The following is a 21500-nucleotide window of genomic DNA, read 5'->3' as shown; positions in this document are numbered from 1 at the left end:
CTCAGTAGAACACTACCGAGCCTCATCATTAGACTTTACTTCTACTTTGCATAATTCGAAGGAAACAGTGCTCGTTTCGCTTCTTCATCACGTTCGGTTTTAAATTCAACGTCTTTGCCGATTTCGCGAGCACGCAGTGCCGCTGGGCGAGTGTTGATTGCGTTAAACCAGCGCTTCAAATTCGGGTAAGGTTCTAGGCCTTCTTCACCAAGCACGAAAGGTGCTTTATCAATCCAACCCCATGCAGCGACATCGACAATGGTGTACTCATTTCCGACGATAAATTCACGACCTTCCATATGCTTTTCTAACACTTCGTAATGACGTTGTGCTTCACGTAGGTAACGGTTCACAGCGTAGTCTAGGCCTGCTGGCGCTGCATGACGGAAGTGTACCGATTGGCCAGAGTATGGACCAAGGCCGCTCGCGATAAACATCATCCAAGAGAGCAGTTCTGCTCTGTCTTCTGGCTGACCAGCTAGCTTGCCTGTTTTCTCAGATAGGTACAGCAGGATGGCGTTAGAGTCGAATACACGTTGTCCTTCGTCTTCAATCGCGGGCGTTTTGCCGTTTGGATTGATCAAACGATATTCCGGTGTGTGTTGCTCGCCTTTTAAGGTATCGACAGGAACAAGTTCAAAATCTAGGCCTGTCTCTTCTAGAAACAGAGCGATCTTCATTGGGTTGGGTGTTTGGTGAAAATAGAACTTAAGCATGGGGTAACTCCTTGTATTGGTGATTCATTAAAGCATCACTTGAACGATCGTTCAATAAATGATTTTTGAATTTTCTGTGAATTGACTGATTTGATATCACACTCTGTACCTTTTGAACTTGGCTGTGTAAACGTGAATTAGCGTCGACTTGTAGAGAGATAGCATTTTAAGCTGCTGAAATAATGAACATAAAATGCACATTTAAGTTTGATGTTGAGCTTCGAAACTTACGAATTTAGATGGAATAGGCAGGTGGGATTCGAAGTTAAATATTCCAAAGTAATTAAAGGAGCTCCTCATAACTCGAAGCTATCTGGATATTTGAGCTTACTCTGGCACATAAAATCGTGATCTGCAGCCACACCTTATGCAACAAATGAATATTAACCTCGGAGATTCTGGTGTGGTTCACGGTTTTTTAATCTTAGGGACTTACATTGGTGAACAAATCTGATGTGAACACTTAACGACACAGGATCTTTCCATGAAAAAGAACATTATCGCCCTCGCTCTTGGTGGCATGCTAGCCTTTGGCGCAACACCTTATTCTTTTGCTGCTAACGATGGTGCTGTACAGGCTTCTGCGGACTACGCGCAGTTGGTGACTAAGCGACAAGTTGTCGACCAACTACTTCTTGATGCGTTGCAGGCATTTAAGTCTCCGGCAAGAATTTCTCACGCGGGCTTCACGGCTAAAATGCCAAGCAACATGGAAATTGTGACCAACCGATTGTTAGAAGCGTACCAGTTAGAACCTTACCGTACTGACCTGCTGATCTCGGCAGCGAACGCTCAGATCTACAACAAGAATGCAGAGCGAGCAATTGAGTTGTTTGAGCAAGCATTGACGGTTGCGCCAGACGATGTCGACTTGCATGCGTATCTTGCGGTTTGGCAAAGATTTGAAGGCAATGACAGTGAATCCAACAAGCACATGGAGAAACTGGAAAGCCTGAACAAGGGCAAAGCAGAAGACATCAAACGTATTTTTGCAACGGTCGACCGCGTGTTAGAAACACCGTTGAAAGAGTCGGCGGAGAAAGGTTTATTGGATGAGCACGGTGCCATCGTCACTTTGGGTTACGCGCTTAACCCTGATGGTTCTATGCATGAAATCTTGATTGAACGTCTTGAAACGACATTAGCAATGTCGAAAGCGAACCCAGACGCGATGATCGTGTTAACCGGCGGCGTGCCTAAGAACCATAAGACAGAAGGCAAGTTAATGGCGGATTGGCTTATCTCAAAAGGGGTAAGCAAAGACCGCATCGTTGAAGAGAACTACGCGACCAGCACGGTAGGTAATGCCATGTTCAGTAGCTATGCGCTTGCTCGTCATGATATTAAACATGCGACCATTATTAGCTCAGCGAGCCATGTTCGTCGTGGTCAAACTCTGTTTGAGATCGCTAGCTGGCAAACGGGTCCTCAGGGCATTACCTTCGATACGGTTTCTTACCCAGACAAGCCGCTAGAAGATCTTAAGAAAGCGAGCAGTGGTGAGCTATTAGGTATCTACCGTGATGCTCTAAGAACTTATGGCATGTGGAGCTACCGTTCTTACCCATTGGAATCTCGTTAAGCCCAAGCATTATTTGCGTTTGGGAAAAGCACAGTTCGCGTTAAACCAAAGCTTCACTTGTTAGTACAATCGAGCACAGCTAGATGGTATGCTGTGCTCCTACTTAATTTAGTGTTTCAAAGGCAAAAAAATGAACCCGATTTTAGCAATGTTGAAAGAGAACAATATTAGCGACGAGCAGATCAGCGAGATATTCAAGACGTTGACAGAGAACCCTCTTGCAGCAATGGCGACAATCAGCCAACTTGGTTTACCTCAAGACAAACTTCAAATGCTGATGGGTCAGGTAATGCAAAACCCTGCGCTAATCAAAGAAGCAGTTGAAGAGCTTGGCCTAGATTTTTCTAAGGTTGAAGCGGCTAAAGAGCAACTTCAAAAATAATCTAGTGTGATATGGCGATTGAGCTCATGAGCGATAGCCGGTTTGGCTAACGGCTCTTGGCAGCGCTAATTAGACTCTAATAAAAAGCCGTTTGAGCATTGTGATTGATGCTTGAGCGGCTTTTTTGATCGCCATTAGAATAGGTTAGGGTACTAACAAATGCCAACCCGAAGTGACTCATTTGTTCAAATCATGTAGTTTCGTGTTTTAACTCGTTCTGAACCGATCTACTCCGGCGTTGATTATGAAATCTAGCTTAAGCATTCGATCTTACACCAAGCAATTTAATACCCATGCCCATGATGACCATCATCAATTAGTATTGCCGATCCAAGGCAGTATTAATATCGAAATGGTGGGGTATGTCGGCAAAGTGGCCGTGGGCGAATGTGTGGTAATTCCGGTAACCACTGCGCATGCGTTTAAAGCGGATGAAGCCGCACGGTTTATTGTCGCGGATATGGCGGAGTTGCCGCAGCACTTGTTAGAGCATGAGCTCTCGGTTTTCACGATAACGCCACCTTTGATGAGCTTCTTGCTGTTTGTTGAGAAGCAGCTGGAATATCAGGTCGATAGTGGCCTTGAATCATCAGTTTTAGATGTGTTTTCACTGCTGTTAGAGCAACAACAAGTTAGCAAGAGCATCGACCCAAGAATCCGTGCGGTACAAAGATTGATAGCGGATAATTACGCCCAACCTCTCTCTATTCCACAACTTGCAGAAACGGCCTGTTTGAGTCCCACTCAATTCAAAAAACGCTTCAAAGAGTGCTTGGGTATCAGTGCGCTTAAATACATCACTCGCTATCGTATGGAGAAAGCTCAAGCCCTGTTAACCCATACCGATTTACCGGTTCAATTGATTGCTGAAAACGTGGGTTATAGTGATGTTTCTGCTTTCAGTCGTCGCTTCTCTCAGCACTTTGGGATGTCTCCAAGGGCGTTTCTAGGCTCAATGAAAGAGAGTCTTTAGAAACAACAATAGCGTCCTTTTAGCAAACTAACTTATATCAATCTTCACTATTATCTATTTCAGAACTGAAAATTGGATAATAGAAATGAATCTTGCCATCAATCGCGTTAACGAATTCCAAATGGGCACTTTGGTCATCTTGTTTGCTTCTATTTTATGGGGCACGACAGGCACCGCCGCAAGTTTTGCACCTGATCTAAGCCCATTAGCGATTGGTGCTTTCTCTATGGGCGTCGGTGGTCTAATGCAAGCGGGTTTGGCGTATCGAAAGATACTATTCGCTTTCGACAAACTTTTGCAGAACAAGAAGCTGTTGACAGTGAGTGCTTTGGCTTTAGCGGTCTATCCTTTAGCTTTCTATTCTTCAATGAAATTATCAGGCGTGGCGATCGGTACCGTGGTTTCGATTGCTACCGCACCTTTCTTTTCTGCACTGTTAGAGTGTCTTATTAGCAAAAAGAATAATATCAACAAACGTTGGCTTACTAGCTTTGCGATTGGTGTGGTAGGTATTGGGCTGTTGGTGTTTTCAGAATCTTCATCGGCGAATGAATCCGGTGATGATCTCAAGCTGTTAGGTATTGGCTTAGGTCTGGTCGCTGGGTTGTGTTACGCCATTTATTCTTGGGCGACCAAAGCACTGATTGATAAAGGGATTAAGTCACAAGCGGCGATGGGCAGTATTTTTGGCCTCGGTGCAATGCTGTTGCTGCCAACGCTCTGGTTTACTGGTAATAACCTGTTTTCCTCACAGACCAACGTATTCGTCATCAGTTATCTGACGTTAATTCCACAATGCTTGGGCTATATCGCGTTCAGTTTTGGTTTACGCCACGTGACCGCGAGCAGTGCCAATCTGCTGACCTTGTTTGAACCAGTAGTCGCAGCGGTGCTTGCCGTCTGTGTTGTCGGTGAGCTGATTCCTTTTACAGGCTGGTTAGGTATGTCTCTGATTGTGCTGTGCTTGTTTGTACAGTCGAAGCCATCTAAAGGAACGTTATAAGTATTTGTTTTGTTTTGCCTAATTGAAATTTATTCATGCGTAATTAGTATAATTGAATAAAATGAGTATCTCAGTTGTGAGAGTGCTGTTACTATCGCTATCAATAGTCGGGGGGCACATACCTTATTTGGTGTTTGCTGAGATCGTTAGTCGAGACCCGTTGAACCTGATTCAGTTAACACTGGCGTAGGGAACTATAAGCACTCGATCTACGTCTGCACCCATGAAAGCTTTCATGAGCCTAATGCGACTTCTCCTTCGATCGGTGTTCGTTCTCCTACGTCTTGTAAGATAGTAGGAGCGACAATGACACACAGTTCTATTTCAAAAGATTTAACGCCAAAAGCCTCAACACCAAAATCCTCAACACAGCAGCACTCTGCTGAAGACACGATTCGCACGAATACTCCGATTGTTTTAACCATCGCGGGTTCTGACAGTGGCGGCGGTGCAGGTATCCAAGCTGATATTAAAGCCATGTCTGCCACCGGTAGTTTTGCTTGTTCTGTGATTACCGCTATCACTTCCCAGAACACTCAAGGCGTGTCAGCTATTTTTCCTGTTCCACTCGACCATGTCGCTAGCCAGTTAGATGCGGTTTTTACTGATCTCAATATCGTGGCAGTGAAAGTCGGCATGTTGGCTGATTCGCAAATCATCAAAGTCGTTGCAGACAAAATTAAGCAGTACCGACCTAAACACTTAGTGATTGACCCTGTCATGGTCGCGACAAGTGGTGATCTGCTGTTAGAAAACTCGGCTATCACCACGCTGAAACAAGAGCTGATTCCGCTGGCAGATATCATTACTCCTAACTTACCAGAAGGTGCTGCATTAACAGGCAAGCCAGTACCTGAAAGCGAAGCTGAAATGCAGGGCATGATTGAAGACTTACGCGCACTGGGTGCTAAAGCCGTTCTCTTGAAAGGTGGCCACCTGGAGAAAGATGAGAACAGTAACGATTTACTGATTCTGCCAACCACATCTGCTCTGATTAGCGCGAAGCGTTTTCCTACTAAAAATACCCACGGCACGGGTTGTACGCTCTCATCTGCCATTGCTTCTTTCTTGGCTCAAGGCAACACGCTTTCAGAGGCTGTTGACCTAGGAAAACAATACATTTCGCGCGCAATTGCTCACGCTGATGAGTTGCAAGTCGGTCAAGGCCATGGCCCTGTAAATCACTTCTTCGCTGGGCACGGTAATGTCCGTTAATACGATTGGCGTTCAACTCAGCAATGCCTCTTTACGTTATAACGACAGTGAGCACGCGACCTTGTCTGGGTTGTCGCTTAGCTTAAACGCAGGTAAGTGGACGGTATTGTTGGGTAGAAGTGGCTGCGGGAAAACCACGGTATTGCGTTATCTGGCGGGCTTGTTGGACGACAAGGTAGAGTGGCAGGGCACATTGGTAACCTCTGATGAACTGCCTTTAACGGATCGCATCGCTTACATGGCGCAGCAGGACTTGTTACTGCCGTGGTTGTCGGTTATCGACAATGTATGTCTGAGTCATCGCTTTCAAAATCCAGCTTTTGATAAAGCACAGCAAACCAATCAAGCACTAGAGTTGCTCGCTGCTGTTGGTTTGGCTGATCACGCGTCTACTATGCCGGATCAGTTGTCTGGTGGTATGCGCCAGCGTGTTGCTTTGGCTCGCACCTTAATGCAAGACAAACCTGTTGTGCTGATGGACGAACCTTTCTCTGCGCTGGATGCGGTAACAAGACATAAGTTACAGAGCTTAGCTTGTGAACTGTTAAGAGATAAAACCGTTGTGTTGATTACTCATGATCCACAAGAAGCGGTGCGTTTGGCGGATAACTTGTATGTGTTGCAAGGCACTCCGGCGAGTGCACAGTCACTGTCTGTGCCTAATACAGCGACACCAAGAGTGTTAGACGGTGAATGTGCTGAGTTACAACAAGCGATCTTAGATCAGTTGGAGCGTGATTATGAATGATCTAACGCGAAGCGAAGCTGTGGCGCGTTCAACTAACACACAGATCACGACTAAGCGCCCTCGTCAGATGAATCCCGTTATGCGTTTGCTTATCAGCAGTGCTGTGATTCTCGGTTTATGGCAAATGGTGGTGGTTATCTTTGAGATGCCTAGCTTCATTCTGCCAGCGCCTGCAGAAGTCTTTTTAAAACTTATTGAACGTTACGATGTGCTACTCAAACACACTTGGGTGACTGCGCAGGAGATCTTACTTGGTCTATTGCTCGGTTTGTCGATGGGGCTGTTTTTCGCCCTACAGATGTTGATGTTCGAACCGCTGAAACGCTGGTTGTTGCCTATCTTAATTGCTAGCCAAGCCATCCCTGTGTTTGCGATTGCGCCAGTATTGATGCTGTGGCTGGGTTATGGCATCGCATCAAAGGTCGTCATGGCGGCGATCATTATCTTCTTCCCCGTGACCACTTGTTGTTACGACGGTCTGCGAAATACACCGACTGGTTATCTTGATCTTGCCAAAACGATGGGCGCATCGAAATGGCAATTGCTGCGTTATATCCAACTGCCTGCTGCGCTGCCAACATTAGCGTCTGGCATTCGTGTGGCGGTGGTTATTACCCCAATTGGCGCGGTCGTCGGGGAGTGGGTGGGTTCGAGTGAAGGGCTGGGTTACCTAATGCTGCAAGCGAACGCACGCATGATCATTGATGAGATGTTTGCAGCCTTGTTCATCTTGGCGGTGCTGTCTATCTCGCTCTACTTCATCACAGACAAATTACTCAAAAAAGCTATCCCTTGGGAGAACCAGTGATGGTTCGCTCAATAACACTTGTTTAATAAAGCTTCGCTCACGCTATTTATCTAAACAAAACTTCGTTAAAAATTAGCTCGATACACACAATAATAATATTCAAAAGGAAAGGTTAACTATGAAAAATACCAAATTGGTAGGTGCAGTGGCACTGCTTGCTTCGCTAGTTTCAGGTCATGCATTGGCGGATTCTGAACAAAAGAAACTGACATTGATGTTGGATTGGTTTGTGAACCCGAACCACGGCCCAATTGTGATTGCTCAAGAGCGCGGTTACTTTGCTGACCAAGGCCTAGAGGTTGAAATCCAAGAGCCGGCTGACCCAAGCACGCCAGCAAAATTGGTCGCAGCAGGTAAAGTCGATCTAGCGGTAACTTACCAACCAAGTTTAACCATGGATGTAGCAGCGGGTCTTCCTTTGGTTCGTGCATCAACCCTTATCGCGACGCCACTGAATACGTTGATGGTTTTAGATAATGGCAAGAACGATTCACTAGCGGATCTGAAAGGCAAAAAGATCGGTATTGCGATTGCGGGTAACGAAGAAGCGACCATCGGCACCATGCTAGCTCAAGAAAATGTTGCATTTACCGACGTGCAAACCATCAATGTCGGTTGGGCACTTTCATCTTCATTGGCATCGGGCAAGGTAGATGCAATTTGGGGTGGCTTACGTAACTTCGAAACCAACCAACTAGCTCTTGAAGGCTTTAAAGCGAAAGCGTTCTTCCCAGAAGAGCACGGCGTGCCCGCTTACGACGAGCTGATCTTTGTGGCGAACGCAAAGAAACACGACGACGAAGCAATCAAAGCGTTCAACAAAGCACTTGAGCAAGCAACCACTTACATTGTGAACCACCCGCAAGAATCATGGAGTGAGTTTGTGGCGTATTCACCAGATACGTTGAATAACGAGCTTAACCAACGCGCATGGAACGACACACTGACTCGTTTTGCACTTCGCCCTTCTGCAGTGGATATGAAGCGTTACGATGATTACGCACAGTTCATGTTCGACAAAGGCATCATCAAATCACTACCAAAAGCCGCTGATTACGTACCGACTTTTGACTAAGGAATCTCATGAAATACCAAGACTTAATCCAAGCCTGTCAGCAAGATTGGCAAGACTACACCGAGCATGATTTTGTTAAAACGCTAGCAAACGGCACACTTGCTCAGCCGTGTTTTCTGCATTACTTGAAGCAAGATTTTCTGTTTTTAAAGCAGTATGCCCGTGCTTATGCATTGGCAATTTATAAGGCAAAGACACTGGCTGATATGCGCCGTGCACTGCCAAGTGTTCATGCTCTGCTAGATTCTGAAATCTCTCACCACGTGACTTACTGTGGTCAGTGGGGTTTAACCGAATCGGATTTAGAAAACGAATCTGAAGATTTCGGCACAGTTGCTTACACACGCTACGTTCTGGATGCAGGCATGACGGGTGATCTTGTCGACTTATATACGGCATTGGCTCCGTGTTCACTTGGTTATGCCGTGATTGGTAAAGCGCTGTTAGAAAGCAGTGATACCGTATTAGAAGGCAACCCATACGCGAGCTGGCTACAACTTTATGGCGGTGAAGAGTTCCAGTCGGGCGTGGCAACGGGGGCGGAATACTTCAATCAACTGCTTGCTGAAATTGATATCAACAGCGAGCGTGGTCAGAACATCGTTCATATCTTCAAAACCGCAACGCGTATGGAAGTGGCTTTTTGGCAACAAGGTCTGAATGCACTTAATGACTCAACCGCGGCTTAAAAGCGACTTTCACGAATAAGGATTAATCCATGCTAACTGAACAAATTATCCAATCGTTGCGCGCAGTACGAGAGCAAAAACCGTTGGTTGTGAACATCACCAACTACGTCGTGATGAACAATACGGCCAATGCGTTATTGGCGATTGGCGCTTCGCCTATTATGGCGCACTCACAGCAAGAGCTGGCAGAGATGATGTCTTTCTCTGGCGCGCTTGTGATCAACATTGGCACGCTCGACAGTGTTTGGACGCCAAGAATGTGTTTTGCTGTTGAACAAGCGAATGCGAACAACAAAGTCGTGGTTCTTGACCCTGTGGGTTGTGGCGCAAGTACGCTGCGTACCGAGACTTCTCGTGAAATTGCACGCTTAGCTGACAAGTTGATCATTCGTGGTAACGCGTCTGAGATTATCGCGTTAGCGGGCGAGCAAGCGCAGAGCAAAGGCGTTGATGCGCTAGATAGCAGTGATGCAGCATTAGGCGCAGCGCAATGTTTGGTCGCTGAATACGGTGCGAATGTGGTGATTTCTGGCGAGACAGATTACGTTGTCACTAAAGACAGCGTTGTGACGTTAAACAACGGGCACCCAATGATGCCGTACGTGACGGGCATGGGTTGTACCTTAACGGCATTGACTGGCGCATTTGCTGCTGTTGGTGATGAAAGTGGTTTGGCAGCCGCAGCGGTATTGGGCGTGGTTGGCGAAATCGCAGCTGAAAACTCACGTGGCCCAGGTAGCTTGCAGATGAACTTACTCGATGAGCTGTATCAACTAGATGAAGAGACACTGATTCAACGTTTAAAGGTTCAGTAGGCTTAATCTAGTTCTAAACTCAAAACTGATCGTTCTAAGTTAATAGCTTTTAACTTAAAGCTCTTAACTAAAAGAAAGCCCCCGACACTTATGTGTCGGGGGCTTTTTATTCTTGGTTCGGAACCGTGTCAGCTGTGTTAAAGGCTGGTTTCGTTAGGTTCTAAATCGATTTACTTGGTTTTCTAGGTGATGAGCAACTTCGGTTAAGTCACTCGCGGCACCAGAAATGCTGCTGACCGACTCTTGGTTGCTTTGTGCGATGGTGTTTGCACCTTGCGCGTTTTCACCCAACGACTTGGTTAAGCAATCTTGTTCGTCAACAGATACTGCGATCTGGCTGTTGGCTTGATTCAAATCTTGGATGTGTTGGTTAATCACATGCAGGTTCTGAGAGGCTTGTTGTGCCTGAGTCGAAGCATCTGAAACCGTGCTGTGGCTCTCTTTGATTGACTCTAACGCATCTTTAGCACCACGCTGTAACGAGGTGATGAGTTCGTCAATCTGGCTTGCAGAATCTTGAGTACGCTTAGCGAGCGTTCTCACTTCATCGGCTACCACGGCAAATCCACGACCTTGTTCACCTGCGCGAGCGGCTTCGATAGCCGCATTCAATGCCAACAGGTTGGTTTGCTCAGAAACGCCTTTGATTACTTCAAGAATGGCGCCAATGTTCATCGACTCTTTGTGTAGGTCCGTCACTTTCTGGCTGCTGACCTGCATGCTTTCATCGGCGCTGCCAATTTCATGCAGTGTTTTGTCTACTTCTTTGAGTCCCATCGCGACATTCTCGGTTGCTTGGTTTGCAACTTGAGACGCGTGGTTAGCACTTGCCGCAATTTCTGATGTGCTCGAAGCCAATTGATCAACGGCAGAAGAGATATTGATCATCTCACTGTTCAATTGTGTTGCGTTGGTCGAGCTGTTATTGGTCACTTGATTGAGTGACTCCGACATCTCACCAATACGCACACTAGAACGGTTCACTTGACCAACAATATCGCGCAGCGATTCGATGGTGATCTCCATGTTGGTTAGCAGTTCACCAATTTCGTTTTTGCTCTCAATGTTCACTTCAACATTTAAATTGCCTTGAGAAAGCTCATTGGTGATCTGTTTAACCTGTGCGATGCCTTTGGTAATAGAACGAGTCACCAACACAGCGCTTGTCATGCCAATCACCAAAGCCACACCTGTTAGCAAGAAGATGATTTGAACTGAACGTTTTTCACTGGCTTGCAGTTCTGGCGTTAATACTTGTTTCTGTTGCTCTAGAATACTTTGAGCATCCGCGACCGCAATAGCCAAGCTGTCACCAATCGAGGCAAGAGTCGCAGTTCTTTGCGTGTTCTCAATCATCTGCTGATGAACTTGTTCAAAGCCTTTTGCATACGCTTCGCGCTGGTTAGAGAAATCTTCAATCAACTCGCTTTGGTAAGGGGATGATTTGAGAGACTCAATGTCGCCTTCAATACCCGGCAACGCGTATTCAAAGATATCTTTACCCGCTTCATAGGTTTTTAGGTCGTTGTTGTTTGAGTAACTCAGTACAGTGATCTTGGCTGCGAGGAAGTTCTCCATCAACATACCCGCGTATAAGCTCGCGTTTGGATCGTTGTTGTTGTACGACTCATACAACAAGCTTTGCGCGGCTTTGAGGGCGTTGGTTTCTCGTTTGACCATCTCGACATTCACCAATTGGTCGATGAGCAGCTGGCTCTGTTTCATTGAGCCATAAGCCGTGTCAAATGCCGCTACGCTGTCTTGCACTAATTGCAGGCTAGCTAGGCTATCGTTTTTGGTGGTGGTTTGGATTAAGTTGTTGAGCAGTTCATCAATCGCGAGTTTGCTTGATTGATAATTTACTTCGTATTGCTCATCCAATGACTTTAAATAACGTTCAGAGGCTAAGCGCATCTGCAGAAAATGCACTTGAATGTTGCCTGACAGTGTCGCTTTCTGGCTAAGTACACTGTATTGGCTAAAGCCGTTCGACAAGGTTTGGATACCTTTGTAACTCACAAAGCCTGAAATGACGAAAAAGAGCAAGCAGATGGCATAACCTAGCTTGATCTTAAATGCTATAGAAAGGTGGCGCATTACTATCCCTATATTTACCTGATTCCTTCACTGCGAAGTATTCCATAAAACAGGGTTCTGGGCAGGCTTAAGTGAATAGTTTGTGTAATAAGTAACGCTTTCGTTAAAAAATTCGGTTTTTTAGTATCGTTTCAATGGGTTGCATATTTGTTGGAGCATGCTTAATTGAGCTAATTGTTTATTAACTTCCATGCACATGATGCAAATTGTCGGTAAAATAGTAGAAACGCAATTTAGACTCCGACTCCAAAGGCACGATATGAACCCTTATAAGCTCTACTTGGTTACTGATGACCAGCAAGATCTAGAAACGCTTAAGTTTGTCGTTGAACAAGCAATCGCTGGTGGTGTCACTATGGTTCAAGTAAGAGAGAAGCATGGAGATGTCAGAGCTTTTATTGAACGTGCGCAGGCCGTTAAGTCGATTTTGGCTGGCTCTGGTGTCCCGTTGATCATTAATGACCGAATGGACGTTGCGTTGGCTGTGGATGCTGACGGCTTGCATTTAGGTCAATCAGATATGCCTGCTGAGTTAGCCCGTCAGTTGATTGGTCCAGATAAGATTCTTGGTTTGTCGATTGAAACTGAACAACAGCTTCGAGAAGCCGATAGTTTGCCGATCGATTACATTGGCCTCAGTGCGCTTTTTGCCACACCGACTAAGACAAACCTTAAGAAACATTGGGGTTATGACGGCATTAAAATGGCGTTGGAGACAACGAAGTTACCGATTGTCGGTATTGGTGGAATTAACGAATCGAACATCCCGCAGTTAGTTGAGAGCGGCATTCATGGGTTAGCACTGGTATCTGCGATATGTCACGCTGAAGATCCAAAACAAGCGACGCAGGATCTGTTGTCTCTAATGGGAGAGTGAAGGGGTTATAGGCTAGAAAACAAATGAGGTTAACCATTTGTTTTCTAGTTAAAGAACAAGCTTATACAAAGGCTAAATTGGCCTATCGATTGAGCTTCTAAGACAATTTATTGAATACACAGTTTGGTTTACTGAGCGCATAGAGCAACAGTAGCGATGATCATAAGAACGATCGCGGCATACCAACCGTATTGTGCGGTCCTATTAGCAACAAACACCTTAATGTAGTTGAGTTCTTCATGCGCCATTGCAATGAAGTCCGTGTAGTTAATCGATAACTCGCGGCTGGCTTCTTTCAAATCTTGCTGAAGTTTGTTGAAAGCCTCATCGATGAAGCCTTTTGTTTCTGAAACAGACGGAGTCGCAACCAAAGTTAAGCTATTCCATACTGCCATACGCGATTCATATTCGCTTTCACTGACACAATTAAGTACGCGTAAATCATACTCTCGTTTGTTACGCTCTTTACCCATTTTCTCAGGGCAAATATTTCTTAAAACGTTCACGACAAATTTTCCAAAAGGTTCATTTAGATATAAAAAAGCACTCGAAGAGCGCTCATAAACTGGGTGCGAATCAATATTCAAAAGTGATCTATTTGAAACCGGCATAAGCAACTGTAAGACAGAGCGTTTATCTGGGAGATTTGAAGTTGGGTCAGTGGTGTTAAAGAGCGATTTGGGTTTGTCGATATCAGTTTGATAAGACAAACCCTTTGGGATCGCATACTAGTTATGTCACTTTGGGACATCAACTAGGGTGTTTTATCCACACGACAAAGAAAATTATCGGCACGAAAAGCGGAAATGAGGTAGTGCTGGAGAAAACACCACCGTCATTGACTTAGGATTCAGTTGCTAAAATAGGCTGAACTCAAGAATTGGGGGGAGATTAGTTGGCTTGCCATTGATTGTTCTCTAATGAGTGGCCTTTTAGTTTTTCAAGTAAACTTGTTAACACTGGGCCATTGATATGGCTGCGAGACACTAAGCAACCCACTGGAGTAATCCAACCACCATGCTCGTGTGAGACAGGTAACGCCACAAGTTCGCCTTTTTGAATGCCTTCCATCACCATCATTTCAGGCACATTTGCCCAGCCAACGTTCTGTTCAACGAGATCGATGATCGTTTTGTGGTTGTTGGCATACCAAAGCATCGAGCTAATACCGTAGGTGAACCACAGTTCGCGCTGCTTTGAACTGCGATGCACACATTGGCGGTAGCGCTTTAGGTCTGAGTCTTGAACGACGGGCATTTGGCTCAGTTCGTGAGTGGCGGAGCTAACCGTAAGAAAACGTGCTTGGCCCAGTAAGAAGAAGTCCATATCCACTTTAAGTTCACCATCCGCATAGATGATGCCTATCTGCGCTTTGCCACGTCTCACTAAGTCTTCAACATCGAAGGTTGAAGTGGTAATAATATCGAAGTGTGTGATTGGAAACTGATCGGCTAGTGAGCTGATTATCTTAATGAAGTTCTTGTCTATGATGCTCTCATCAATGGCAATGATCAGTTCGTGTTCATCTTCTTGTGTCAGCGATTCTACTTTTTGGTCGAAGTACTTTTGTTGGTCGAGAATCGACTTAGCGACAGGCAATAAGGCTTTACCTGTGTTGGTCAAAACAGGGATGTTTTTCTCGCGGTTAAACAGCTCTTGGTCGATAGCTATTTCTAGGTTGGCGATCGATTGGCTGACACCAGACTGAGCGCGTTTCAGCTTGCGTGCTGCAGCAGAAAAAGAGCCACTTTCACACACGGTGACGAAGACTTTTAATTGCTCAAAACTGTACATGTTACCTCTCGCTCAATACCAAATGGGATGATAATGCTCAGACTATCACTAATCGTGATGGCTGTTAACTTTCTCTTATTATTTTCGATGACATAATCGAGCTAATCCAACACATACTAGATTATTTAGAGGAATGTATGAGTACGTTAGAAAGAGTGTTCCACTCAGTGTTATTCGAAGTTTTGGCCGTCACGCTTTCAATTATGGGGTTGGCGATATTTACCGATCATGATGTGAATGCCTTATCAGGAACTATGATAGTTGTTGCGACCATCGCTATGATTTGGAATTACTGTTTTAACCGCATTTTTGATCGCTACTTTACGGGTGAAAAATCTCAGCGTTCACTTAAGCTGAGAATATTCCATGTGGTTTTGTTTGAAGCAGGCTTGTTGATAGCGACGATCCCAGTGATGGCTTTCTTGCTTAATGTGGGGATTTGGCAGGCATTCTTAATGGATATCGGCGTGACCATTTTTATTACCATTTACGCGTTTGTGTTTAATCTGATTTACGATCACGTGAGAGCCTTCTTGGTGCACAGATCTTTCGCGGTTAAATTTAGAGCGAGCTAAAAATGGTCTTAATCGTGGCGAGGGAGAAGTAACCTCGTCATTCTAAGCTCATCTCCGTCAACACTCCCTCAAAAAAGCGCAAAACGCTTTTAACCGATCCTTCGGGAAGCGTTTTGCTTTTTAGTGATGCAACGTTATCGGCTTCCCGAGTAGCCCACTTATTGTTGGCAGTTCACTTGAAAATTGATAGAGCAGTTAGGCTTTTTCGGTTTTCTGCGTGTCATCCAATGCAAAGTAGATTTTAGAAACAATCACTTCGGCAACCAGAATGGTAAATACCACTGCAAAGAAGGCGACGACACCGTTCCAAGGCCCCGTAAAATCCACTTTGTCACCAAATAAGATATTGATGGCTTCTAGCATCACGAATTTTGAACCGACGAGAATCACATAGCTCGACAGGCCTCTGTAGATCTTAGGGGCAGTGCCGGGTTTCGACTTGAAGTAATCCGCGAGCTTATGTTCTAAGCCGATGGATAACTTGAGCAACAGCTGTAGCAAAATCGCAGCAGCAAATGAGATGGTGAAAGACTCGATATTGACGAAATCCCAATATTCATCAAAAAAATTGAGAACGGTTAAATCAACGAGTACGGCGAGTGTGTAACCGACAAAGAGCCGTTGGGGCGTATTAAATCCATATACTTTTTCTATATTGCTCATCTACATCTTCTTGAGTAAAGGGTTATAAAAAACTTAGGAGATAAACTTATAACTTTCAAACGCTTATTGTTTTATATGCGAAACAGCTCTTAAAGTGGGTGTGGCGCATTATGGTAAGTATCTCTGTCGAGATTGATCCAAGATGGTACTTCGACTTAAAGAGGAGTAAGTATGATTATTTATTTTAGGGTACAAGACGTAGAGGAGCTTTGGGGCGCGATAGATCTAGCGACACTCTTACAAATGGAACTGAGAGGGAGGCCAGATTGTACTTAGCCCAAAATTGTATTCAGTCCAAAACTACACTTAGTCCAAAATTGAACGTTGGTAAATCTTCGGCGTAAGACCAGACACACGCTTAAACGCCCGAGAAAAGTGAGAGATGTTGGTGTAGCCGAGTTGGCTAGAGATGTAGGTCAGCGTGTGTCCTTCTTCCATCAGCTCACATGCGACTGAAAACATTAGGTTTTCTTTGATTTTTCGATAGGTCGTATTTTCATTTTTGAGTTTGCGTTGAAACGTTCGCACAGAAAAATTGAGCAGTTCAGCCGCTTCTTCAAATGAGAGATCTTGTTCTTTCATGTAGGGCTTGAGTAGCTCATAAACGCTATCGGTAAAGCTGGTGTGCCACTCAATAAGAGTCGGTTTAGCACTGAGTTCTTTAGAGGTTAGGCGAATTGGGAGTTGTAAGATTTCTTCAGGGATCAGCACAGCCGTCGACGACTGTTCAACAAACAATTGGCAGCTACTTGGCACCAGTGTTTTGACGACATCGATGTCATGTCCTTGCAGACGCACCTTACTAGGCAACCATGGGGATTTGGATAAAATGGTTATTAACTCAATGATATATGTAATTGCAAAAGCTTCTCCCCATTGAAACGTAGGGGAATTGTCTTCGGGTGCAGTTCGGCAAAACCAACTTTGGCCGTGTTCTTGAATAAGCTCGACTTTGCTGCCTGGAGAGTCGTAGGCAAAGATTGAATTTAGGTGTTTCAGCGAATCACCAATGGTTTTAAATTCGGTGAATTGATGCAAGACATTTGGGATGATTCGACGTCGAAATGCGAGTCCTAGAATATCGGTGAACCGAGATACGCCAAGTTGCGCCGATGTGAGGTAAATCAAACGCTTAATGGATTCCGATGGCACAAAATCACTTTCTGATTCGATAAGGTCAGGTGGTAAACCGGAATCTTTAAGCAACATATGTAAATCAAGACCATAGTCAGAAAAAACCTGAACCAGAATTTTAGCGTAGTTCGTCTGAATTACTGGGACTTGGTAGTGACTAGAGGTCATGAGAATACAATCCTGTATATATTGTTGCATTATTAGACGTGCATATCATTTGCAACGTTTTGTTTACTAAATCTAACCCTATTTACTTGAGTTTTCCATTGCTGGGTTTATTTTTAAAGTATTAATTTTGTTGATCTTAGTTATCTAGAAGGGAGCCCCATGTCAGAAGCCAAAGGGAATAAGCAAGAAGCCAATGAAGAAGTTGGCCAGCAAGAAAACGGAAAAGACAAAGTAAGAAAGGTTACAAACTACCTATTGTTGTTTGTTGCATTCATGTTGCTCTTCAGTGTCATTTCAGACCGCATCATCCCTATTACTGATAATGCTCGTGTAAAAGGTTATATCGTTCCAATCAAGCCTGAGGTGTCGGGTAAAGTGCTCGATATACTGGTTCAACCAAACCAACTGGTTAATCAAGGTGACAAGTTAGCTATTTTAGATGAGTCTGATTACAAAATTGCAGTACAACAAGCCGAGCAAAATTTAGAGATTGCAGGCCAAAATGTCGGTGCTCAAACCGCGAGTATTGCTTCAGCGCAAGCGAAACTCACTTCAGCGATTGTTGAAAGACAAAACACCAAGCTACAAGCCAAGCGTGTTTTAGAGATGGCTGATAAAGGTGTGGTTTCTAAATCAGATGCAGATAAAGCGAGAGCCGCATTAGCAACGTCTCGAGCGGCGGTTGTCAATGCAGAAGCTGACCTTGACCGTGCTAAGAAACAAATGGGTAAAGAAGGTCAGGAAAACAGCCAAGTGAAAGCGGCGTTGTTAGCACTTGAACAGGCACAGTTGAACCTAGAGCGCACCGTGATTACAGCACCGACACAAGGTGGCGTTTCTAACTTTAGCCTTTCTGAGGGTTTTTACGCATCAGCAGGTCAACCGATCATGACTTTTGTTTCGACGGAAGATATCTGGATTGAAGCTTATTATCGTGAAAATAGCCTTGGTAACGTAACCGTCGGTGATGAAGTGGAAGTGGCATTGGATTTCGCTCCAGGACAAATCGTGAAAGGGCGAGTGAGTAGCATCGATTGGGGTGTTGATTGGGGACAAAATGATCAAGCAGGTAAGCTTGCTCAAGCTAGCCAACAAACGGGTTGGTTGCGTCAAACACAGATGCTTCCTATCACTATCGAATTTGAACGAGATGAGATGCAAGGCATGCTTCGAGTGGGCGGCCAAGCGGATGTGATTGTTTATAGCGGCGACAACTTTGTGTTCAACGCGATAGGCAAAGTATGGATTCGTCTGATTAGCGTATTGTCTTATGTCCGATAAGCCGATTCCTGACCAACAAACACAGCAACGGATCCTGCGATTTACCGTAGGGGTCACGTTGGCTGTTTTCTTGGCGGCATGGATAAACTGGCCACTTGCGTTTGTGGCGCCAGTGTTCACTGCTAAGTTCTTAATTGATAAACCAAACCTCCATAAGGAAACGGTCTACGAATTGTTATTGGCTGTTGTTGTCACCATGGGGTTAGGTTTATTGCTGTCGCGAGGAATTACCCATTACCCGATCCCATTGCTGATTTTAGTGGGGCTAATGATGCTTTGGGGTTACTACTTGTTTGTAGACCCTAAATGGAACCTTTTCGCCACCATATTGTTGATTGCTGTCTTGATGCTGCCTTTTATGGCGATTGATAACCCCGGAGTCTCTGTATTGTTGGCATCAGGTTTAGCGACTTCTGGTGTAGTGTCGGTGACTATTTTTGCGCTGGTTCATGTCTTCTTCCCTGAACCTAAGTCGGAGTTCTCTGGCTTTGCGTCGGTACCTTTCAATAAGACAGAGCGCTGGTATGCGGCTTTCCGTGCGATGATTATCTCTTATCCCGTTGTGTGCTTTTTCTTTATTTTTCAGATATCTGAAGCATTGTTAACCATGATGTTTATTGCGTTGTTATCGTTAATGATCACTTCAGAAAAATCAGTCAAATTAAGTGCATTTCTGGTGATCAGTAATGGCATTGGTGGCTTGCTAGCGATAGCTGCTTTTTCAATCCTTTCGATTGTTCCGAATATTATCTTCTACTCTTTATTCATAGGCTTGGTCGCTATTGTGATTGCTAAGAAGATCTACACGGTTCCCGAAAAAGCACCGATTTTCGCCACTGCATTTAGTACCTTGCTCGTACTTGTTGGTAGCACATTGATGAGCTCCGGTGATATCGATAGCAACACCCTTATACGCATATTCCAATTAGTGTTAATTGGAATATATATGATTTTGGCTTCTCTATTCCTAGAAACACGGAATTGGAAGTTCCTACAAAATCAGCCTTAATCTTGTCTAACAAGGACGTTTCATGAAGTTAACCGATGATTTTTCAAAACAGGCGATAGACGCTGCCATCAAAATTGCAGCGATTGCTATGCTCGTCTACTGGTGTTTTGCGATTTTACGCCCATTCATTCTATTGGTTATTTGGGGGGCGATCATTGCGACTGCGCTCTATCCAGTTGCTGTCGCGATTTCAAATAAGACGGGAATGTCGAAAGGAAAAGCCAGCGCATTACTGAGCTTTATCGGAGTACTGTTACTGCTCATTCCTTTAGTTGCGCTCTCTTCCGGTATTTACACCAGTGCTTCGGACCTAATGACAGGGCTACAGGACGGAACCCTGTCTCTGCCGAAACCCAAAGAGTCTTTACAAGATATTCCATTCATTGGGGAGAAGGTATATTCAACCTTGGTAGCTGCCTCCAATAATATTGAAGGTACGTTCATAAAGTATGCTGACGAACTGAAACAGTTTGCGACGAAAGCTGCTTCTGTTTTAGGCTCTCTCGGCGGTGGGTTTATTCAGTTTATTATTTCTACCATCATTGCTGGCGCATTTATGAGTAACGCCGATAAGTGCCAAACGGGGGTCACTCACTTAGTGGCTCGCCTAACCGATGGTAAAGGTGAAGAGTTGGTACAGTTATCTAAATCAACGGTACGTAGTGTCGTGCAGGGTGTGATAGGTGTTGCTGTGATTCAATCCATTATGTCAGCAATTGGTTTAGTGATTGCTGGCGTTCCTGCGGCTGCGTTTTGGGCATTAGCTGTTCTGCTCATTGCTATTATCCAACTTCCGCCGATTCTTGCTTTATTGCCTGCAATTATTTACATGTTCAGTGTTGAATCGACGCTAGCGGCGAGCCTGTTCTTAGTGTGGTGTATTTTGGTCAGTGGCAGTGACGCTATTTTGAAACCGATGCTATTGAGCCGCGGCTCTCATATCCCAATGTTGGTTATTCTACTGGGTGCATTGGGCGGAATGGCGATGTCAGGAATCGTTGGTCTGTTTGTTGGTGCAGTTATACTGAGTTTAAGCTATGAGCTGATGATGGCATGGCTTGGACTTGAAGAGAAAAACCAAGAAGAAACTGAGAAAAAACCAGCAGAGGCAGAGGAAAAATAGATGAAGCCAGTCTCTAAAGACGACAACTTCTACTTCTTATTCTATGCACTGTTGGTGTTGTTTTTTGGTTGCGCGGTGATGCAGCAGTTTTATCCGCAAGGTCAAAAGACCATTCTGTTTTTGATCATTATTACTTTGGCTGTTTCGATAGTGGGAATACATAAAGAGCGAGCCTTGTATCGCTCTTGGTATGGTCTGTTATTGATAACCGCTACGGTGTCGGGGGTATTCTCGTTTTTGGAGGACTATAACCTTTCGATAGTGACGTTAACGGCATTGGCGGTGTTTCTGTTCTCACATATTTATTCCGCTCTCAAACAGGTAATGAAAGCAAAGACGGTGACGCCCAATCACATTATTGGTTCTATCTGTATTTACTTGTTGTTAGGGTTCGCTTGGTCGACTATCTACTTGTTGATTTTAGAAATCTTCCCTAATGCATTTAACGGGTTAGAAGAGCAAACCTGGCTGACCAACTTGTTCAATGCGATGTACTTTAGCTTTATCACCTTGACCACGGTTGGCTATGGCGACATATCACCGGCTTTGCCTATTGCTCAATTCTTTGTGTTCATGGAGTCCATTATCGGCAGTTTCTATTTAGCCATCATGGTCGCGAGCTTGGTGAGCATTCGACTTGCACAGTCTCAATCTTAAGTGCAATCTTTTTCATTTAAGTACCTGTATAAGTTAGAAGTCTGTTTTGTTGGAACAGGTGCAGTATGGGTTTTAATCGATGACCAGTTTTACCATTTAACGCCATGTGGATTAAT

At 44.7% G+C, this 21500-nt stretch carries 22 protein-coding genes and 1 riboswitch; of the genes, 16 read left to right on the top strand and 6 right to left on the bottom strand.

Translation table 11 applies throughout. The features are described 5' to 3' along the window. Positions 1-41 precede the first annotated feature (41 nt). Entirely contained in the window at positions 42-716 is a 675-nt protein-coding gene (locus tag AB4513_RS02235) for a glutathione S-transferase family protein (RefSeq protein WP_102257583.1), read from the bottom strand. Positions 717-1200: 484 nt separating this feature from the next. Between AB4513_RS02235 and AB4513_RS02230 the strand changes: the two genes are divergently transcribed. The 10 genes from AB4513_RS02230 (at position 1201) to thiM (ending at position 10006) form a co-directional block, all read left to right on the top strand. Further along, complete coding sequence (locus tag AB4513_RS02230; RefSeq protein WP_102257584.1) at positions 1201-2298, top strand: YdcF family protein; 1098 nt, start codon at positions 1201-1203, stop codon at positions 2296-2298. 130 nt (positions 2299-2428) lie between these two features. After that, positions 2429-2680 carry a DUF2999 family protein gene (locus AB4513_RS02225; protein WP_009844829.1) on the top strand — a complete coding sequence of 84 codons (252 nt, stop codon included), beginning with the start codon at positions 2429-2431 and terminating at the stop codon, positions 2678-2680. A gap of 244 nt (positions 2681-2924) precedes the next feature. Continuing rightward, positions 2925-3653, top strand: a complete 729-nt coding sequence (locus tag AB4513_RS02220; RefSeq protein ID WP_102257585.1) for an AraC family transcriptional regulator — start codon at positions 2925-2927, stop codon at positions 3651-3653. A gap of 85 nt (positions 3654-3738) precedes the next feature. Continuing rightward, entirely contained in the window at positions 3739-4656 is a 918-nt protein-coding gene (locus AB4513_RS02215; protein ID WP_102257586.1) for a DMT family transporter, read from the top strand. Positions 4657-4754: 98 nt separating this feature from the next. After that, a riboswitch (TPP riboswitch) is annotated at positions 4755-4866 on the top strand. A gap of 96 nt (positions 4867-4962) precedes the next feature. Further along, a complete protein-coding gene (thiD, locus tag AB4513_RS02210; RefSeq protein WP_102257587.1) occupies positions 4963-5871 on the top strand; it encodes a bifunctional hydroxymethylpyrimidine kinase/phosphomethylpyrimidine kinase in 909 nt (302 codons plus the stop codon). Next, positions 5861-6619: an ABC transporter ATP-binding protein gene (locus AB4513_RS02205; protein ID WP_102257588.1), complete on the top strand. Its 759-nt coding sequence runs from the start codon at positions 5861-5863 to the stop codon at positions 6617-6619. Before thiD ends, AB4513_RS02205 begins: the two co-directional genes overlap by 11 nt. Beyond that, a complete protein-coding gene (locus AB4513_RS02200; RefSeq protein ID WP_102257589.1) occupies positions 6612-7427 on the top strand; it encodes an ABC transporter permease in 816 nt (271 codons plus the stop codon). The genes AB4513_RS02205 and AB4513_RS02200 overlap by 8 nt, the downstream gene beginning before the upstream one ends. Positions 7428-7545: 118 nt before the next feature. After that, entirely contained in the window at positions 7546-8502 is a 957-nt protein-coding gene (locus AB4513_RS02195; protein WP_065104608.1) for an ABC transporter substrate-binding protein, read from the top strand. A gap of 8 nt (positions 8503-8510) precedes the next feature. Beyond that, positions 8511-9191, top strand: a complete 681-nt coding sequence (gene tenA, locus AB4513_RS02190) for a thiaminase II (RefSeq protein WP_102257590.1) — start codon at positions 8511-8513, stop codon at positions 9189-9191. A 29-nt stretch (positions 9192-9220) separates the two neighbouring features. Continuing rightward, positions 9221-10006: a hydroxyethylthiazole kinase gene (thiM, locus tag AB4513_RS02185; protein WP_102257591.1), complete on the top strand. Its 786-nt coding sequence runs from the start codon at positions 9221-9223 to the stop codon at positions 10004-10006. A gap of 153 nt (positions 10007-10159) precedes the next feature. Here thiM and AB4513_RS02180 read toward each other — a convergent pair whose 3' ends face one another. Next, a complete protein-coding gene (locus AB4513_RS02180) occupies positions 10160-12103 on the bottom strand; it encodes a methyl-accepting chemotaxis protein (RefSeq protein ID WP_102257592.1) in 1944 nt (647 codons plus the stop codon). Positions 12104-12362: 259 nt separating this feature from the next. On the opposite strand from AB4513_RS02180, the gene thiE reads away from it, so the two are divergent. Continuing rightward, positions 12363-12980 carry a thiamine phosphate synthase gene (thiE, locus tag AB4513_RS02175; protein WP_102257593.1) on the top strand — a complete coding sequence of 206 codons (618 nt, stop codon included), beginning with the start codon at positions 12363-12365 and terminating at the stop codon, positions 12978-12980. A gap of 128 nt (positions 12981-13108) precedes the next feature. On the opposite strand, the gene AB4513_RS02170 is transcribed toward thiE, so the two are convergent. Together AB4513_RS02170 and AB4513_RS02165 are read right to left on the bottom strand one after the other, a co-directional pair. Then, complete coding sequence (locus tag AB4513_RS02170) at positions 13109-13453, bottom strand: thiamine-phosphate diphosphorylase (RefSeq protein WP_102257636.1); 345 nt, start codon at positions 13451-13453, stop codon at positions 13109-13111. 418 nt (positions 13454-13871) lie between these two features. Beyond that, on the bottom strand, positions 13872-14774 hold the full coding sequence (locus AB4513_RS02165; protein ID WP_102257594.1) for a LysR family transcriptional regulator: 903 nt from the start codon (positions 14772-14774) through the stop codon (positions 13872-13874). A 137-nt stretch (positions 14775-14911) separates the two neighbouring features. Here AB4513_RS02165 and AB4513_RS02160 point away from each other — a divergent pair, with 137 nt between their 5' ends. After that, positions 14912-15349, top strand: coding sequence for a PACE efflux transporter (locus tag AB4513_RS02160; RefSeq protein WP_102257595.1), 438 nt, complete (start codon positions 14912-14914; stop codon positions 15347-15349). 195 nt (positions 15350-15544) lie between these two features. Here AB4513_RS02160 and AB4513_RS02155 read toward each other — a convergent pair whose 3' ends face one another. Both AB4513_RS02155 and AB4513_RS02150 read right to left on the bottom strand, forming a co-directional pair. Then, on the bottom strand, positions 15545-16012 hold the full coding sequence (locus AB4513_RS02155) for a hypothetical protein (RefSeq protein ID WP_012600934.1): 468 nt from the start codon (positions 16010-16012) through the stop codon (positions 15545-15547). A gap of 306 nt (positions 16013-16318) precedes the next feature. Beyond that, positions 16319-17314 (bottom strand): AraC family transcriptional regulator, encoded by a 996-nt coding sequence (locus AB4513_RS02150; RefSeq protein ID WP_102257596.1) that lies wholly within the window; start codon positions 17312-17314, stop codon positions 16319-16321. Between the two features lie 159 nt (positions 17315-17473). Here AB4513_RS02150 and AB4513_RS02145 point away from each other — a divergent pair, with 159 nt between their 5' ends. The 4 genes from AB4513_RS02145 to AB4513_RS02130 are packed head-to-tail and all read left to right on the top strand — an operon-like array spanning position 17474 to position 21384. Next, positions 17474-18595: an HlyD family secretion protein gene (locus tag AB4513_RS02145; RefSeq protein ID WP_102257597.1), complete on the top strand. Its 1122-nt coding sequence runs from the start codon at positions 17474-17476 to the stop codon at positions 18593-18595. Beyond that, positions 18585-19604 (top strand): DUF2955 domain-containing protein, encoded by a 1020-nt coding sequence (locus AB4513_RS02140; RefSeq protein ID WP_102257598.1) that lies wholly within the window; start codon positions 18585-18587, stop codon positions 19602-19604. Before AB4513_RS02145 ends, AB4513_RS02140 begins: the two co-directional genes overlap by 11 nt. Before the next feature lie 22 nt (positions 19605-19626). Continuing rightward, positions 19627-20727 carry an AI-2E family transporter gene (locus AB4513_RS02135; RefSeq protein ID WP_017096361.1) on the top strand — a complete coding sequence of 367 codons (1101 nt, stop codon included), beginning with the start codon at positions 19627-19629 and terminating at the stop codon, positions 20725-20727. Then, on the top strand, positions 20728-21384 hold the full coding sequence (locus tag AB4513_RS02130) for a potassium channel family protein (protein WP_102257599.1): 657 nt from the start codon (positions 20728-20730) through the stop codon (positions 21382-21384). The last annotated feature ends 116 nt before the right edge of the window (positions 21385-21500 follow it).

Origin of the sequence: Vibrio sp. 10N.222.54.E6, from assembly GCF_041473955.1 — a bacterium.
Classification (GTDB): domain Bacteria; phylum Pseudomonadota; class Gammaproteobacteria; order Enterobacterales; family Vibrionaceae; genus Vibrio; species Vibrio tasmaniensis_A.
This window is presented reverse-complemented; position numbering and strand designations above follow the sequence as displayed.